General features: G+C 59.4%; 12 protein-coding genes and 3 pseudogenes. 5 read left to right on the forward strand and 10 right to left on the reverse strand.

Going from position 1 to position 17,536, the window contains the following annotated elements:
- Window positions 1–5 precede the first annotated feature (5 nt).
- The 4 genes and pseudogenes from ACZ1HM_RS16270 to lpdA all read left to right on the forward strand — a co-directional run bounded on the left by ACZ1HM_RS16270 (window position 6) and on the right by lpdA (window position 6,412).
- Window positions 6–2,972 carry a 2-oxoglutarate dehydrogenase E1 component gene (locus tag ACZ1HM_RS16270; RefSeq protein ID WP_472743708.1) on the forward strand — a complete coding sequence of 989 codons (2,967 nt, stop codon included), beginning with the start codon at window positions 6–8 and terminating at the stop codon, window positions 2,970–2,972.
- The gene (gene odhB, locus ACZ1HM_RS16275; RefSeq protein WP_472743709.1) at window positions 2,969–4,483 is read left to right on the forward strand and encodes a 2-oxoglutarate dehydrogenase complex dihydrolipoyllysine-residue succinyltransferase; all 1,515 of its coding nucleotides are present in this window, start codon (window positions 2,969–2,971) and stop codon (window positions 4,481–4,483) included. Before ACZ1HM_RS16270 ends, odhB begins: the two co-directional genes overlap by 4 nt.
- Before the next feature lie 50 nt (window positions 4,484–4,533).
- On the forward strand, window positions 4,534–4,920 hold the full coding sequence (locus tag ACZ1HM_RS16280) for an MAPEG family protein (protein ID WP_472743710.1): 387 nt from the start codon (window positions 4,534–4,536) through the stop codon (window positions 4,918–4,920).
- Between the two features lie 102 nt (window positions 4,921–5,022).
- Window positions 5,023–6,412: pseudogene (lpdA, locus tag ACZ1HM_RS16285) on the forward strand (dihydrolipoyl dehydrogenase).
- 2 nt (window positions 6,413–6,414) lie between these two features.
- On the opposite strand, the gene ACZ1HM_RS16290 reads toward lpdA, so the two are convergent.
- From ACZ1HM_RS16290 to ACZ1HM_RS16310, 5 genes and pseudogenes are all read right to left on the reverse strand, one after another.
- Window positions 6,415–7,458, reverse strand: a complete 1,044-nt coding sequence (locus ACZ1HM_RS16290; RefSeq protein ID WP_472743711.1) for a sterol desaturase family protein — start codon at window positions 7,456–7,458, stop codon at window positions 6,415–6,417.
- An 85-nt stretch (window positions 7,459–7,543) separates the two neighbouring features.
- Window positions 7,544–8,149 (reverse strand): pyridoxamine 5'-phosphate oxidase family protein, encoded by a 606-nt coding sequence (locus tag ACZ1HM_RS16295; protein ID WP_472743712.1) that lies wholly within the window; start codon window positions 8,147–8,149, stop codon window positions 7,544–7,546.
- Window positions 8,142–8,867 carry a lysophospholipid acyltransferase family protein gene (locus ACZ1HM_RS16300; RefSeq protein ID WP_472743713.1) on the reverse strand — a complete coding sequence of 242 codons (726 nt, stop codon included), beginning with the start codon at window positions 8,865–8,867 and terminating at the stop codon, window positions 8,142–8,144. The genes ACZ1HM_RS16295 and ACZ1HM_RS16300 overlap by 8 nt, the downstream gene beginning before the upstream one ends.
- Window positions 8,867–9,771: pseudogene (locus ACZ1HM_RS16305) on the reverse strand (cell division protein FtsX). Before ACZ1HM_RS16305 ends, ACZ1HM_RS16300 begins: the two are co-directional and overlap by 1 nt.
- Entirely contained in the window at window positions 9,768–10,445 is a 678-nt protein-coding gene (locus tag ACZ1HM_RS16310) for a cell division ATP-binding protein FtsE (RefSeq protein WP_472743714.1), read from the reverse strand. The pseudogene ACZ1HM_RS16305 and the gene ACZ1HM_RS16310 overlap by 4 nt, the downstream one beginning before the upstream one ends.
- A 163-nt stretch (window positions 10,446–10,608) precedes the next feature.
- Here ACZ1HM_RS16310 and ACZ1HM_RS16315 point away from each other — a divergent pair, with 163 nt between their 5' ends.
- Entirely contained in the window at window positions 10,609–11,463 is an 855-nt protein-coding gene (locus ACZ1HM_RS16315; protein ID WP_472743715.1) for a zinc-ribbon domain-containing protein, read from the forward strand.
- Between the two features lie 72 nt (window positions 11,464–11,535).
- Here ACZ1HM_RS16315 and ACZ1HM_RS16320 read toward each other — a convergent pair.
- The 5 genes and pseudogenes from ACZ1HM_RS16320 to argH all read right to left on the reverse strand — a co-directional run bounded on the left by ACZ1HM_RS16320 (window position 11,536) and on the right by argH (window position 17,530).
- A pseudogene (locus ACZ1HM_RS16320) lies at window positions 11,536–14,142 on the reverse strand (TIGR02302 family protein).
- 36 nt (window positions 14,143–14,178) lie between these two features.
- Window positions 14,179–15,444: a diaminopimelate decarboxylase gene (lysA, locus tag ACZ1HM_RS16325; RefSeq protein WP_472743716.1), complete on the reverse strand. Its 1,266-nt coding sequence runs from the start codon at window positions 15,442–15,444 to the stop codon at window positions 14,179–14,181.
- Between the two features lie 32 nt (window positions 15,445–15,476).
- Window positions 15,477–15,794, reverse strand: coding sequence for a DUF2834 domain-containing protein (locus ACZ1HM_RS16330; RefSeq protein WP_472743717.1), 318 nt, complete (start codon window positions 15,792–15,794; stop codon window positions 15,477–15,479).
- Between the two features lie 168 nt (window positions 15,795–15,962).
- Complete coding sequence (locus tag ACZ1HM_RS16335) at window positions 15,963–16,142, reverse strand: hypothetical protein (RefSeq protein WP_472743718.1); 180 nt, start codon at window positions 16,140–16,142, stop codon at window positions 15,963–15,965.
- Window positions 16,139–17,530: an argininosuccinate lyase gene (gene argH / locus ACZ1HM_RS16340; protein ID WP_472743719.1), complete on the reverse strand. Its 1,392-nt coding sequence runs from the start codon at window positions 17,528–17,530 to the stop codon at window positions 16,139–16,141. Before argH ends, ACZ1HM_RS16335 begins: the two co-directional genes overlap by 4 nt.
- Window positions 17,531–17,536: the final 6 nt, after the last annotated feature.

A 17,536-nucleotide genomic window follows, 5' to 3' on the forward strand; every position in this document is an offset into this window, starting at 1 on the left:
ACATAATGACAGAACAACCCACCAACGATCACTTCCACGCGTCCTCGTTCATGGAAGGGGATAATGCGGCCTATCTTGAACAACTCTACGCCAAATATGCCTCTGATCCGTCGGCGGTGGATGAAGCCTGGCACGTGTTTTTCAAAGCGATGGGCGATGAGCGTGCCGCGGTCGAAGCCGAAGCGGCTGGCCCGTCTTGGGCGCGGCGTGATTGGCCACCGTCACCCACTGGGGACACGATGGGCGCACTGACCGGCATTTGGCCGGAGCCGGTGGAGGAAAACGCCGCAGGCGATAAAATCAAAGCCAAAGCCGCCGAAAAAGGCGTTGAGGTCAGCGATGATCAAATCAAACAAGCCGTCCTGGATTCCATCCGCGCCTTGATGCTGATCCGCGCCTACCGCATCCGGGGGCATCTGGCCGCTGATCTGGATCCGCTGGGCATGCGCGACATGGGCGACTACCCCGAACTTGATCCGAAAGCCTACGGGTTTACGGATGCCGACATGGATCGCCCGATCTTTATCGACAATGTTCTGGGCCTCGAAGTGGCGACGATGAAGCAGATCGTTCAGATCGTCAAAGCCACCTATTGCGGCACTTTTGCCCTGCAATACATGCATATTTCCAACCCAGAAGAAGCCGGTTGGCTGAAAGAACGCATCGAAGGCTACGGCAAAGAGATCGCTTTCACCAAGAACGGGCGCAAAGCGATCCTGTCCAAATTGGTTGAGGCCGAAGGCTTTGAGAAGTTCTTGCACGTAAAATACATGGGCACCAAGCGTTTCGGCCTTGATGGCGGCGAAAGCCTTGTGCCCGCGATGGAACAGATCATCAAACGTGGCGGCCAGTTGGGGCTGAAAGAGATCGTGATCGGCATGCCCCACCGGGGCCGCCTCTCTGTGCTCGCGAATGTGATGCAGAAGCCCTACAAAGCGATCTTTAACGAATTCCAAGGCGGCAGCTTTAAACCTGAGGATGTCGATGGCTCTGGTGACGTGAAATACCACCTTGGGGCCTCCTCTGACCGCGATTTTGATGGCAACTCTGTGCACCTGTCGCTGACGGCCAACCCTTCCCACCTAGAGGCAGTGAACCCCGTGGTGCTGGGCAAGGCCCGTGCCAAGCAAGATCAGCTTAACGATGATACCCGAACATCTGTCATGCCGCTGTTGCTGCATGGCGATGCGGCCTTTGCCGGACAAGGCGTGGTGGCGGAATGCTTCGCGCTCTCTGGTCTGAAGGGCCACAAGGCGGGCGGCACGATGCACATCGTGGTGAACAACCAAATCGGCTTTACCACCGCGCCGCATTTCTCGCGCTCTTCGCCCTATCCCACGGATAACGCCTTGGTGGTCGAAGCGCCGATCTTCCACGTCAACGGGGATGACCCCGAGGCGGTGGTGCACGCCGCCCGTGTGGCCACGGAATTCCGTCAGAAGTTCCGCAAAGATGTGGTCATCGACCTGATCTGCTACCGCCGGTTTGGCCATAACGAAGGCGACGAGCCGATGTTTACCAACCCGGTCATGTACAAAAAGATCAAAGGCCACAAAACAACGCTCAGCCTTTATTCTGAACGTTTGGTCAAAGACGGTCTGGTGCCTGAGGGCGAGATTGAGGACATGAAGGCCGACTTCCAAAAGCGCATGAACGATGAGTTTGAGGCCGGCAAAGAATACCGCCCCAACAAAGCCGATTGGCTGGATGGCAAATGGTCCGGCTTGGACACGCAGCAAGAAAAATATCAACGCGGCCAGACCGCGATCAAAGAGGAAACGCTGGCTGAGGTCGGCAAGGCCCTTGTCACCGTGCCCGAAGGGTTCCCGCTGCACAAAACGGTGGGGCGTCTTTTGGATGCAAAGTCAAAGATGCTGGCCGACGGCAAAGGCTTTGACTGGGCCACGGCTGAGGCGCTCGCTTTTGGCTCATTGCTGACCGAAGGGTACAAAGTGCGCCTGGCGGGACAAGATTCGACCCGCGGCACCTTCTCACAGCGCCACTCAGGTATCGTGAACCAGGAAACAGAAGAGCGTTATTACCCTCTGAACCACATCCGCGAAGGTCAGGCTGAGTACGAAGTGATCGACTCAATGCTGTCAGAATATGCGGTGCTTGGGTTTGAGTACGGCTATTCACTGGCGGAGCCAAACGCGCTGACGCTTTGGGAAGCCCAGTTTGGCGATTTTGCCAATGGCGCGCAAATCATGTTCGACCAATTCATCAGCTCAGGCGAAAGCAAATGGCTGCGTATGTCAGGCCTCGTTTGCCTGATGCCGCATGGGTTTGAGGGACAGGGGCCTGAGCACTCCTCAGCACGTCTGGAACGTTTCCTGACCATGTGTGGCGGCGATAACTGGATCGTTGCCAATTGCACGACGCCTGCGAACTACTTCCACATCCTGCGCCGCCAGCTGCACCGCAGCTACCGCAAACCGCTGATGTTGATGACGCCCAAATCGCTCTTGCGCCACAAGTTGGCCGTCAGCACCGCCGATGAGTTCACCACAGGTTCCTCCTTTCACCGGGTGCTGTGGGATGACGCACAACACGGCAACTCCGACACCAAGCTGGTCGCCGATGATAAGATCAAGCGCGTGGTGATGTGCTCAGGCAAGGTCTACTTTGATCTGCTGGAAGAACGCGACGCCCGCGGCATCGACGACATCTATCTGATGCGGTTTGAGCAGTTCTATCCCTTCCCGGCCCAATCCGCCGTGAAGGAACTGGAGCGGTTCAAAAACGCGGAAATGGTCTGGTGCCAGGAAGAGCCCAAAAACCAGGGGGCGTGGTCGTTTATTGAGCCTAACATCGAATGGGTTCTGACCCGGATCAAAGCCAAATACACAAGGCCCACCTATGCAGGGCGCGCCGCCGCCGCCTCACCTGCGACGGGCCTTGCCTCAGCCCACAAAGCCCAACAAGCAGCCCTCGTGAATGATGCGCTGACACTCAAAGGATCAAAGAAATGACTGAAGTACGCGTCCCCACTTTGGGCGAATCCGTAACGGAAGCGACAGTTGCAACATGGTTCAAGAAACCCGGCGACAGCGTCGCGGTGGATGAAATGCTCTGTGAGTTGGAAACAGACAAGGTAACAGTTGAGGTCCCCAGCCCGGTCGCTGGCACGCTGGCTGATATCGTGGCTGGCGAAGGGGAAACCGTGGGCGTCAACGCGCTTTTGGCCAACATCACCGAAGGTGCAAGCGCTGCCGCCCCAGCAGATGATCCAGCCCCAGCCGCCGCTGCTGCTGAAGCCCCGGCGGCATCCTCAGGCAGCGCTGTGGATGTCATGGTCCCAACCTTGGGCGAAAGCGTAACAGAGGCCACCGTTTCGACCTGGTTCAAGGCCGTCGGCGACAGCGTGGCGCAGGACGAAATGCTTTGTGAGCTGGAGACAGATAAGGTCTCGGTTGAAGTGCCCTCCCCTGCGGCAGGCACATTGACAGAAATCATCGCCCCCGAAGGCAGCACAGTTGAGGCCAACGGCAAACTTGCCGTCATCGCCTCAGGTGCCGGAGCCGTAGCGGCCCCAGCAGCAAGCGCCCCAGCCCCTGCAGCGGCCCCCACTGCCACGTCATCTGGCAAGGACGTTGAAAACGCACCTTCCGCGAAGAAAGCGATGGCCGAGGCCGGATTGAGTGCCGATCAGGTCACTGGCACAGGCCGCGATGGCCGCGTGATGAAAGAGGATGTCGCCAAAGCCATCGCCGCAGGCACCAGCGCCGCCCCCGCAGCTGCCGCAGCACCCGCCGCACGCGCGCCTTCTGCCGCAGATGATGCGGCCCGCGAAGAACGTGTGCGCATGACACGCCTGAAACAAACCATGGCCCGCCGCCTGAAAGAGGCGCAGAACACCGCTGCCATCCTGACGACCTTTAATGAGGTCGACATGACAGAGGTGATGGCCATCCGTAACGCCTATAAGGCTGATTTCGAAAAGAAGCACGGCGTGCGCATGGGCTTTATGTCCTTCTTCACCAAGGCCTGCTGCCACGCTCTGAAAGAGATCCCCGAGGTGAATGCCGAAATCGACGGCACCGATGTGATCTACAAAAACTACGTGCACATGGGTATGGCCGCAGGCACACCAACGGGCCTCGTGGTGCCCGTGATCAAAGACGCCGACAGCATGTCCTTCGCTGAGATCGAGAAAGAGGTGGGCCGCCCGGGCAAGAAAGCCCGCGATGGCAAGCTGACCATGGGCGACATGACCGGCGGCACTTTCACCATCTCCAATGGCGGTGTTTACGGCTCACTCATGACCGCGCCGATCCTCAACCCGCCACAGTCCGGCATCCTTGGCCTGGCCAAGATCCAGGACCGCCCCGTGGCCCTGAACGGTGAGGTCGTGATCCGGCCCATGATGTACATCTCGCTCAGCTATGATCACCGTTTGATCGACGGCAAGGGCGCTGTGACCTTCCTGGTACGCGTCAAAGAGATGATGGAAGATCCACGCCGTCTGTTGATGGATATCTAAATCACGCTTGGGTCAGGCCCCTTGCCTGACCCACTGCAGGAGACGATGTAATGCCCGCCGAACTTACCTATCTGTTTTATGCCGCAGTGCTGCTGGTTGCGCACTGCCTGATACAGGCCACCCTGTCGGACCTGTCCAAAGGCATCGGTTGGGCGCTTGGCCCCCAAGACGACGCACGCGACCAAAGCGTTATTGCAGGACGGGTGCAGCGGGCTTTGCGCAACTACGTTGAAACTCTGCCAGCCTTCGTTGCGCTGGCGGCGATCTTGGCCATCACGGGGCTAGGAACTGAGACGACGGCCATGGGTGCCGCGCTCTATTTCTGGGCCCGCGTCGCCTATGTGCCCTGCTACGCCTCCGGCTTGCCGCTTGTGCGGTCCATCGCCTGGTTCGTGTCTTTGGCCGGTTTGGCCCTGATGACGCTCCCGCTTTGGTGACTTCATCTTTCCAATTACAATTCCGGGGGGCGGCGCTTGCGCCGCGGGGCAGCGCCCCCTACCGTTCTCTCAACATGAAAAATCGCTCCAAAGGAGACTGCCATGTCCAGCTATGATGTCATTGTGATCGGCTCCGGCCCCGGCGGTTATGTCGCCGCCATCCGCTGTGCACAGCTTGGCCTGAAAACCGCCTGCGTCGAAGGGCGCGACACCTTGGGCGGCACCTGCTTGAACGTCGGCTGTATCCCGTCCAAGGCGCTTTTGCATGCCAGTCACATGCTGCATGAGGCCGAACATAACTTCGCTGAAATGGGTCTTAAGGGCAAATCGCCTTCCGTGGATTGGAAGCAGATGCTGACCTACAAAGGCAAAACCATCGAAAGCAACACCAGCGGCATCGAGTTTCTGTTCAAAAAGAACAAGATCGACTGGCTCAAGGGGTGGGGCTCCATCCCTGAGGCTGGCAAGGTCAAGGTCGGCGATGAGGTGCACGACGCCAAGAGCATCATCATCGCAACCGGCTCTGAGCCGTCGTCTTTGCCCGGCGTTGAAGTGGACGAAAAGGTCGTTGTCACCTCAACCGGTGCATTGGAGCTTGGCAAAGTCCCAAAGAAGATGGTCGTCATCGGCGCGGGTGTGATCGGGCTTGAGCTGGGCAGCGTATATGCCCGGCTGGGCGCTGAGGTCACTGTGGTCGAATTCCTTGACGTGATCACTCCCGGCATGGATCCGGAGGTTCAAAAAACCTTCCAGCGCACACTCAAAAAGCAAGGCCTGAACTTTATCATGGGGGCGGCCGTCCAAAAGACCGAAGCAACCAAAACGAAAGCCAAGGTGCATTACAAGCTGCGCAAAGACGACAGCGAACATGTGCTGGATGCCGATGTGGTGCTGGTCGCCACAGGGCGCAAACCATTCCATGATGGCCTGGGCCACGACGCGCTTGGCATCAAGATGACCGAACGGGGCCAGATCGCAGTTGACGCGCAGTGGCGGACGTCCGTGCCGGGCATCTATGCCATTGGGGACGTGATCGAAGGCCCGATGCTCGCCCACAAGGCAGAAGACGAAGGCATGGCCGCGGCTGAGGTCATTGCCGGTCAGCACGGGCATGTGAACTACGGCGTGATCCCAGTGCGTGATCTACACGCATCCTGAGGTGGCCAACGTAGGCGAAACCGAAGCGTCTTTGAAAGAGGCCGGGCGCGCCTACAAGGTCGGCAAGTTCTCCTTCATGGGGAACGGCCGGGCAAAGGCAAACTTTGCCGCTGATGGCTTTGTGAAAATCCTGGCGGATCAGGAGACTGACCGCATTTTAGGGTGCCACATCATCGGCCCATCGGCGGGTGATCTGATCCATGAGGTCTGCGTGGCGATGGAGTTTGGTGCCTCAGCCCAGGATCTGGCAATGACCTGCCATGCGCATCCGACCTACTCTGAGGCGGTGCGTGAAGCGGCCCTTGCCTGTGGCGATGGGCCGATCCACATGTAGCGCTACTCAGCAGGAATTTGCGATGGCCGCGCCTCTTTCTGGGGCGTGGCCTTTTTCTTGACCAACCGACGTTTCACCACCCGGTAAGCGTCGCGCACAGGCACCCAGTAGAGCCGCGCGCAACTGGTAAATTCACCCTTATCTTCTTTGCCGATGCCAAACTTCACATCCCGATTATCGTCCGGCATGTGGTAGGTTCTGAAAATCACGTCCCAGACCGGCAGCATGAAGGCAAAGTTCTTGTCGATGTGATCAGGATGGCAGCTGTGATGCACATGGTGGTGGGCCGGTGAAGGAAACACCATCGACAGCTTTCCCGGCCAGCGCAGCCAGATGTGCGAATGCCGCAAATTGTACCCGGCCACGTTAAACAGCAGATGGAAGATTGGCACGCCCAACAGGCTTGGCACGCTTGGGGTGAAGCCCACCCAGTTCGTCGCGATGCCAAAGATCGCGCCATAACCTACACCCGTCATCACGACATAAAGCAAGTTATCAACGGGGTGTTCGCGGAAATTGGAGACCGGATGCATCACCTCGGCGCTGTGGTGCACCTTGTGAAACTGCCACAAGAACACCGACTTATGCTGAAGATAGTGGGCCAGCCAAGCGATAAAGTCGATCACGACCAGCGAAACGCACATGAAGATCACTGAGATCCCCAACTCGCTCACTGGGGGCAGAATGTTGTCCGCGGCCAAAGCGACCGGATTTTCAATGCCAGTTATCCAACGGTAGATCAGCACGCTTGTGCCACCACCGGCCAGCATCACCAGAAAATGCCCCGTGATCCGGTGAAAAAAGAAATACCGCAGGTCGAGCCATGCTGACGGATGGCTCCACACCCGTTTAGGGAACAGAAAGCGCAAAAAGCTGCCTTCGGTCTCTTCCCCGCGCCGTCGCGCAATCTGGTAAATGACAAAGGCGATGATCGCGGATGTCGCCAAATAGGTCACATAGATGCGTTGATCCGCGTCGAACGGATACAGCATCACCTCGCGCGCGTTCTCAATAAAACGGTCTAGAAACTCATAACCTGTCTGCATTCCGGTTCCCTCGCTGCTCTTTTGATCCTGAATTAAGGGTCAAAAGTGGCGAGATTTAGTCGAACCGACAGTTTTTAGCGGCGTGTTACCACATCGTCTTGGCTGCACGAGGTGCCCAAGCCTTGTCATAGGCCTCGCCGCACTCTTCACCGCTGGTCATCTCGGCCAGGATTTCGCCTGCTGATGGCAGGCCCGCGCTTTCATCAACGCCCGCCCAGGTGCCGGACCGCATCAGCGCGCGGGCGCATTGGGTATAGATCTCGGCGATGGTGATGACGATCACCGTCGCGGGCTGGCGCCCCTTCTTTTCGAACCGCCCCCGCAGATCGGCATCATCGGTCAAAAAGGCGGTCCCGTTCAGACGGACAACATTGTTCGATCCCGGCACGATGAACATGAGCGACACGCGCCCGTCCTCAACGATATTGCGCAGACTGTCCAAACGATTGTTGCCGCGCCAGTCGGGCATGGCGAGGGTTTTGGTATCAAGCTCCAGCACCACGGGGCCATCATCCCCCCGCGGGCTGCCATCCGTGCCCAAAGGGCCCACGGTGCTGAGCACACAAAGCTTAGAGGACATGATCCATTTGCGATACAGCGGGGTCATCTGCTGCGCCACTTTCCGAAGCGCAGGCGTGCCGGGCGTGCCGTAAAGCGCCTCTAGCGCCGGAATATCTTGGATCTTACGCATCTGGCCGCCAGCCTGCTTCGACCAACAGCTTGTCAGAAGCCGTCTCAACCGTTTCTTCCAACTGCGCCATGAAAGCATCCTTTCGCAACCCCGGCGCAATGGGGGACAAAAACTCCACCACGGCCAACCCCGGACGACGGTAAAGCCCGCGACGCGGCCAGAAATAGCCGGCATTGGTCGCAACAGGCACGCAAGGCTGACCAAGCTGTTCATAGAGCACAGCGGTGCCCACCTTGTAGGGGACCTTGGCCCCGGGGGCCACGCGCGTGCCTTGGGAATAAATCACGATCTGTCCAGGGTCGACACGGCCCGACTGAACGTCTTCCATCATCTTGGTGATCGCCTGTCCCCGTTTGCCGCGATCAACCGAAATCATCTGCATCCGCTTGGTGTATTGGCCAATCACGGGGGTCCACAGGATCTGTTTCTTCATGATGAACTTCGCCCGTGGCAGGATGTGGAAAATCATCATGATATCCAGGAAAGACTGGTGTTTGGCTGCCACCAACACTTCTCCTGTTGGCACCTCACCGCGCACTTCGCAGCGCAGACCGATCAGCCATCTGGCACTCCACATGCACCAGGCCGCATAGCTGCGGCAGGCAGTGTAGGCCCCCGTTTTTGAAAACATGGCCCATGGCGCAAACAACAAGCCAAATATCGGCATCGCCACGGTTGCCTGCACGATATAGATGATGGAGCGTATCCACTGCAGCATCACGCCAACTCCCCCAAGGCGCGCCGCGCTGCCGCCGCAGTGGCGACAAAGGCGACCACACCTGCCAAAACCGGTATGAAAACGGGCCAAAACCAATCCAGCCCTTGTAACCCAAGCCCCGTCAAAAAGCCCCCCGTATCCGACGCCGCTGGCAACGCCGCAAGAGCGAGCAATCCAACCAACGTCCCGCTTGCCGCCCCAGAAAGCGCGCGCAGCGAAAGCGCCGCACAAAGGCCTGTGCGATATAGTCATCCGTGGCCCCCACCAAGCGCAGCACCGCAATCACCTGAGCGTTGGCCGCCAAGGCCGCTTGGGCCGCCAGGGTGATCATCACCGCCACAGCGACCGCGATCAACACCAGCGACGTCCAGCCCAACAGCCGCAACCGAGAGGCGGCTTTGACCAGCGGTTCGCGCCAACGGCTGTGATCATCCAGAACCGCCCCCGGCACTTCGGCCGCAAGCCTCAGCCGCAGCCCCGCCGCGTCGATCCCCTCAGATGTCTCATTCACTTCGATCAGCCGTGGAACCGGCAGCGCGTCCAGGGCAAGCTCTGCGCCAAACCACGGGGCCAGCAAGGCCTGCTGTTCAGCATCACTCAGCGCGCGGGCAGAGACGACGCCCCGCGTGGTTTCCAGGATCCGCAGGGCCGCGTCAGTTTGCGCCGCACGTTGATCCAGCGGGGCCACAATCCGAATGGTCGCCGACCGCGCCAGCTCTTCGCCCCAACGGTCTGACAAACGGCCCGCCGCCAAAGACAGCGCCATGGCAAAAACTGCTAAAAACGCCATCGCTGCGGCGGCCAATACGGTCAGGCGCGCGGTAAAACCCGAGGGCGGCACCACCCGGTCAGAATAGCCGTCACTGACGAAAACGGCCCGAAGCGACGCCAGCGCACCGGTCACAGATCCGCTCCCGCCAGCTGAATGCGCCGGTTGGTAATCCGCAACACGCGGGCCTGCACGTGGCTTTTGGTGGCGCGTATCAGGCTTAAGTCATGGGTCGCGATCAGCACAGTTTTGCCCATCTTGTTCAGCTCAATGAGCAACCGCAGCAGCCGCTGCGACATTTCCCAATCAATATTGCCCGTCGGCTCATCTGCAAGGATGACGTCAGGTGACATGATCACCGCACGGGCCAATGCGGCGCGCTGGCGCTCACCACCCGACAACTCAGGCGGCATGGCATCGGCGCGGTTAGTCAGACCCACCCAGGTCATCAATTCCGTCAGATCACTGCCGGCAGCTTCGGCATGGCGACCCGATACGGTCAACGGCAATGCGACGTTATCGGTCACTGACAAATGGTCCAGAAACTGCACATCCTGGTGCACCACGCCCACACGCCTGCGCACCACGGCAATGTCATCACGGGTAAAGCTGCGCACATCCGCTTCAAACAGACGCACATGCCCCGCGGTTGGCAGCAGCGCGCCGTAGCACAGTTTCATCAATGTCGTCTTGCCCGATCCGGACGGCCCGGTGAGAAAGTGGAACGAGCCCGGTGCCAATTTAAGCGAAATGTCCGACAGCAATTCGCCGCCGCCATAGCTGTAGGCCACATTGTCCAGCTCGATCACACACGCACCCTTCTTGTTGGCCCTGTTGTGCCTCAGCACCGCTGCGGATTCAATCCAGCAGTTCCGCGCTTTGTCATCAGATAGCACTTTTCCCACGCGCGTGTTGACCATATGCTAGGGCAAAGTGCGCAAATCTTGCGATTAATGATTGGCGAAATACCATATGCGGCTGACCTGCCCAAATTGTGACGCACGGTATGAAGTGCCCGATGAGGTCGTTCCGACCTCTGGACGGGATGTTCAGTGTTCAAATTGCGGACAAACCTGGTTTCAGCATCACCCGGATCACTCACCGGTTGAAGCCGACGATCTGACGCTTGCCCCAGAGGCCCCTGCCGACGACGAAGAAGTGGCACCACCGCCACCGCCCGCCCCACCGCCTGCACCTGAACCCGAACGCCGCCAGCTTGATCCAGCCGTGGCTGACATCCTGCGACAGGAGGCTGAGGCCGAATTTGAAGCCCGCCAGCGCCGCAAAGCCGACGTTCTAGAAAGTCAGCCTGATTTGGGGCTTGAGACGGTAGACGAAACGCCGCCGCCCGCACCGCCAAAAGGCCCTTCGGAAGAGGAAGCTGAACAGCGCGCCCTGGATGCCAAGCGGCGCATGGCTCGCATGCGCGGTGAACCGGAGCCTGCCGCAGAGGCGGCCGCAACAGCAGCCGCCATGTCATCCCGGCGGGAGCTTTTGCCTGATATTGAAGAGATCAACTCCACCCTGCGCAGCGATAACAGCCCAAGCGGTGTGGATGCGGATGCCCGGGCGGAACTTGGGGCCGGGGGCGGTGCCAAAAAACAACGTGGCGGGTTCCGGCGCGGGTTCATCTTTACGCTCGCCATCATCTCAGTTTTGTCACTGATCTACGTTTTCGCGCCAGACATCTCGCAGGCGGTGCCCCAAGCGGATTCATTCCTGAACAGCTATGTGGTCTGGGTCGATAACATGCGCCTTACTTTGGCCACGCAGGTCAATGCCCTACTGGGCTGGCTCGACAACATGGCAACGCAGACCGGGGGCTGACGCGTTTTATCGCTCCACGGTATGCGGGCCGTGGCCTATCCGTGGCCACCTAACCCTCATTCTCATTTGCCATCAAAACCGATCAAGCAGCCGGTTAAGGTAATCCCGCTCCACCTCAGGACGGGCCGTTTCACCCGAACGGCGACGGATTTCATCCAGCAGCTCTCGTGCCCTTCCGGCATCATTCTGGCCTAACGCCAGTGGTCCTTCGCCGCTGTTCGCGCCGTTGCTGCCTTGCTCACGGCCCAAGGGGTCACGGTTGTCAGCGCGCCGATCAGATTCCGCGTTGCCCTGTCCGGGTTGCTGGTTTTGCTGTTCCTGCGCCAACGCCTCACCCAAGGACCGCATCCCCTCGCGCAAGGCCTCCATCGCTTGTGACTGGTTGTCGATCGCTTCGGCCAAATCCTGATTGCGCAGGGCCTGCTCCGCCTGATCCATCGCGCGACCGGCACGGTCCAGCGCATCGCGCGCGGCATCCCCTTCGGGCGTGCCCTGACCGGGCAACCGTCCCTGCTGGCGGCTAAGCTCATCACGAAGCGCCTGCTGACGGTCGGCCAAACCTTCTGCCATGTTATCCTCAGCGGATTGGCCCTGCTGGCCTTCCCCCTGCTGGTCGCCACTGCCCTGACCACTGGCCATTTTGGCCCTCATGGCTTTGGCCGCGGCCCTCGCCACCATTGCGGCCCTCATTGCCCTGGCTTTCGCCCGCTTGCGCGCCCGGATTGAACTGCTCTTGCAGGTCGCGGAAGGCCTGATCGCTTAGTCCCTGCTGTTCGCGCAGCGTATCGGCCAGCCCTTCCATCGCCTGTTCACCCGCCGACTGCTGACCCTGGCCTTGCTGGCTTTCGGTCACGCGCATGTTCTCCATCATTTCCTGCAACTGCTGCAATGCCTCAGCAGCCTCGGCCATGCGGCCTTGCTCCATCAGCTCTTGGATACGGTCCATCATGCGCTGCAGATCATCCTGGGTCATCTGCATGCCTTGGTCTTGGCCCTGCTGGCCTTCGTTTTGGTTGCGCTGCTCTCCGTTTTCCTGGGCTTGCTGACGCTGCAACTGGCGCAAATATTCCTCGGTCGCGCGGCGCAATTCATCCATCAACTCGGCGATTTCCTCATCCGACGCCCCATTGCGCATCGCTTCTTGCAGCCGCTCTTGCGCACGGCGCAACCGCTCAAGGGCATCGGCCAACACGCCTTCTTCAAGCTCCAGCGCAAACCCCCAAAGATCCTCCGCAAGCTCATTTTGGAACTCCTCATCCACGCCGTAGCGCGCCCGCAGTTCCAAGCGGCCAATCAACTGACGCAGCCTGAGGCTGTTGGTCTCACTCCGCAAAATGTCTTCCCCGCGGTAGGCCACCGTCCGCAATACCTGTGCCATGCGTGGAGCGTTGTCCCGAGACCACAACAGGTCGCGCCGCATTTCGATCAGGGCCGCCGCCGCAGGATTGAAAAACCGCCGCCCCGGCAACATCATCTCAACCGGGTCTGACATGCCGCTTTGCTCAGCGGCGTCGAGCACATTTAACTGCAACACCACCGGCAGGTTCGCCCAGGGATGCTTGGAGAAATCCTCAATCATGTTTTCTTCAAAGGACCGCCTGTTGCCGGCAATGGGCGTGGGCAAGGCAACCGTGATCTCCGCACGCGGATCAGGGGCCAGCGCCAAGCCGTACCGGCGATCAACTGAGGCGAGATCCAAGGTGATCCGCGCCTCACCCACCTCAACGCCATAGTCATCCTGCGCTCCGAAAGGCAGGCGCATCTCACCCAGGGCCGCAACCTCTGGCGCGCCCAAAATCTCAACCTGTGGCGGATCATCTGGCCGCACCGTGACGGCCCAGACGCGCCCACCCGGCCCTTCAACGGCCAACTGGCCTTCTTGTAAAACCGTGAAATCCTGTACCGGATCAGAGGCTGCGGGCACATTGTCCGTGCGTCCAGACACGGTCTCGGCCAGGGTCAGTGCCCCAACTTCGCCGTAAAAACGCAGGGTAATCAACGTACCTTCGGGCAAATCAAGCGTCCCGGCGGATTGGTCATTCAAATAGAGGGTCGGCAAGCCGGTATAGCGCGGCGGCTCTGCCCAGCCTTCCCAGATGGGCCCATTGGCCAAACCGTCCCCCCCGGTGCCATGCCCGCCACCGACCCCACGCGCCAGATGGACCCGAAAAGCAACGCCACCGCAAAGGCCACCACGGCCACGTAGCGCAACGCATAAGGGTCACGATCTGACACACGCAAATCAGCTGCCACAGGCTTTGCCGCTGCGGCACGGGCAGCCATACGCTGTTTATGCGCACGCCAAACGGCCATCGACGCGTCATCACTGCCGCCGATCGCGGCATCATCCATCAGCGCCTGAATGGGACGGCCTGGCAAACTGGCATCCAATCGGGCCAGCACCTCGCCGCGTGAGGGGATGCGAAAACGCCTGAGCGCATAAATCAGCGCCCCACCTGCTGCCAGGACGGCGGCCACCGCAATGGCCCACACCGCCTCAATCGCGACCCAGTCCTGCAACCCCAGCATCAACGCCGCCAAAACCAGCAACACAACCGTCATCAACGGCCACAGCGCGCGTGCAAGGCGTTCGGCCAACATGCCCAACCGGGTCAAGCGCAACGGCCAACGCAGCTGAGCCATCCCTTTGCGCAAATCATTAGGGGTGAAACTGGTCATGTGCCGTGCTCCCTCAGGGGCCTGGGCACAATAGCCTCAAAGCCACTCAGGGATGGTATCGCGATTTATCATTTCGTCAAAGGTTGGACGTGCGCGAATAACCGCAAATTGATCGTCTTTCACCAGAACTTCCGGAATAAGCGGGCGAGAGTTGTATTCACTGCTCATCACCGCGCCGTATGCCCCGGCTGAGCGGAACGCGACCAGATCACCGGCCTGCAAGGGCGGCATGGGCCGCTGCTTGGCAAAGGTATCGCCAGATTCGCAAACCGGCCCCACGATGTCCATTGGCTGCATCTCTGTCCCGGGGGACGGTTCAATCACAGGCACAATGTCATGATGAGCGTCATACATGGCCGGGCGGATCAGATCGTTCATCGCCCCATCCAAGATCAGAAAATCCCGCCCCTCACCAGATTTCACATAGATCACTTCGCTGATCATCAGCCCCGCATTGCCCGCAATCAGCCGCCCCGGTTCAATCTCAATCTCACACCCCAGATGCCCCAAGGTACGCTTGACCAACGCGCCATAATCCGACGGCAATGGCGGATCGGCATTGCTCCGCTCATAAGGAATGCCCAAGCCACCGCCCAAATCCAGCCGCGTGATCTCATGCCCTTCTGCCCGCAAGGCTTGCGTCAACTCCGCAACCTTTTGATAGGCCAATTCGTAGGGGGCCAAATCAGTGAGCTGAGAGCCGATGTGCACATCAATGCCAATCACCTTCAGCCCGGCCATCTCAGAGGCCATGCGGTACACCTCATGCGCCCGGGCAATCGGAATACCAAACTTATTCTCAGACTTACCTGTCGCGATCTTGGCATGGGTCTTGGCATCCACATCCGGGTTCACCCGCACGGTGATCGGGGCGACAACGCCCATCTCCCGCGCCGTGGCATCCAGCACAGCCATCTCAGGCTCGCTCTCCACATTAAACTGTCGGATCCCCCCTTCGAGGGCCAAGCGAATCTCGTCGCGGGTCTTGCCCACGCCAGAAAACACAATCCTTTCACCCGGCACGCCCGCGGCCCGCGCACGGCGATACTCACCACCCGACACCACATCCATGCCCGCGCCCGCCTGGGCCAGGGTCTGCAAAACCGCCTGGTTGGAATTGGCCTTCATCGCATAACAGACCAAATGATCCATGCCCTCCAGCGCCTCATCAAAAAGCCGGAAATGCCGCAACAGCGTTGCCGTGGAATAAACATAGAACGGCGTCCCTACCGCGGCGGCAATCTCAGAAATTGCGACATCCTCAGCAAAAAGCGCGCCATCACGATAAAGGAAATGGTCCATGCTTCATCTTTCCAATAAAACTCAATTCCGCCCTAGCGGACAGGCGCAGACCTCAGAAAGAGGTACAATGGCAGGCCGCAAGACACCCCAATACAGAACGTGGCCGGAATGGCAATCAGCGCGGTCCAATTCCGCCGCACGGCAACTTCGGCGATGATCCAAACCGTCAGCGTCACCGCCGCAATGGTTAGATCCCAGACCAAGCCACTGCCCGCAGTGTTGACATGCCAGGCATCCACCATCGCCATGATGTCATAGCCATTTTCGTTAAACCAAGAGATGAAATAATACATCGGGTGGATCGCCCCCCAGATCGCAAGGGCAAGGTAGATCAGTCTGAGTGGCGACATATCAGAAACTCCGAACCACGCCGACATTGGCGTGACCAGAGATATGGACCCCAGGTTGATAATTGCTAGGCTGCTGGCGCGTATCTGAGCGCCCTGCCGGATCACCGTCCAAGTTTGGCGGCCCGCAACTGGCGGTCAAGCCTATGAGAACAAGCAGCAATAGCGCTCTCACAGCCCCGCCCCAATGGACACGGTAAGAGGCCCCTGTGTGATTCCTAACCGGGCCGTCCCAGACAGGCCCGCATCCGTGAGCGTGATGGTTGCATCCCGCGTCGGCTGAACCGGCTCACCATCCGCACCACAGCCCGCCACCGCCAACAACGAAAGTACAAGGATTGCCGTTCTCATGCCAAAACCTCTTTCCAACGGGCGATTTGCGCACGCACCTGTTCGGGTGCCGTACCGCCGTAAGACATACGCGAATTCACCGAATTTTGCACGCCCAACACATCGAATACACTTTGGGTGATCTCAGCATGCACCGATTGCATCTGCTCCAAGGTCAAATCCGGCAGGTCGCATCCCTGCCCTTCTGCCATGGCCACAAGCGCGCCTGTGATATGATGCGCATCGCGGAAGGGCAGCCCCAGCACACGCACCAGCCAATCCGCCAAGTCTGTCGCGGTGGAAAAACCTGAGCCCGCTGCAGCGGCAAGGTTTTCTTGCTGACCGGTCATATCGCGGACCATGCCCTCCATGGCGGCCAGCGCCAGCATCAGGTTGTCTGCGGCATCAAAGACCTGCTCTTTGTCTTCCTGCATGTCTTTGGAATAGGTCAGCGGCAGGCCTTTCATCACCATCATCAGCGCCGTATTGGCCCCAAAGATGCGCCCCACCTTGGCCCGGATCAGCTCAGCCGCATCGGGGTTTTTCTTTTGTGGCATGATGCTGGATCCGGTCGAAAACCGGTCAGACAGGGCGACAAAGCGGAACTGGGCGGAGGACCATATCACCAGCTCTTCTGCAAACCGGCTCAAATGCATGGCACAGATGGAGGCACAGGATAGAAATTCCAACGCAAAATCCCGGTCGCTGACCGCATCCAGTGAATTCGCCGCAGGCCGGTCAAAGCCCAGCGCCTTTGCGGTCATGTCCCGATCAATCGGGAATGACGTCCCCGCCAGGGCTGCAGCCCCAAGCGGGCTTTCATTCATCCGCCGCCGCGCATCGCGCACCCGGCTCAGATCGCGGCCAAACATCTCAACATAGGCCATCATGTGATGGCCCCAGGTCACCGGCTGCGCGGTCTGCAAATGGGTAAAGCCGGGCATGACCCAATCCGCCCCGGTTTCAGCCTGCCCCAGAAGCGCCTGAATCAGCGCCAGCAAACCACCCTCAAAGGCATCCAATTGGTCGCGCACCCACAGTTTGAAATCCGTCGCCACCTGATCATTCCGCGACCGGCCCGTGTGCAGACGGCCTGCAGGCGCGCCAATGATCTCTTTCAGCCGCGCCTCAACATTCATGTGAATGTCTTCCAAGGCTGTCGAAAAGGCAAAGTCGCCCGCTTCGATCTCTGACAAGATCGTGAGCAAGCCTTCCCGGATGGCTTCGGCATCTTTATCAGTAATGATACCGGTCGCGGCCAACATCGCGGCGTGCGCGCGGCTGCCAGCAATGTCTTGGGCGGCCATACGTTGGTCAAATCCGATCGAGGCATTAATTGCCTCCATGATCGCATCGGGACCGGCGGCAAAGCGTCCGCCCCACATTTTGTTGGAAGCCTGATCAGTCATGAGAAA

This window comes from Sulfitobacter sp. GN1-4 (assembly GCF_055693825.1).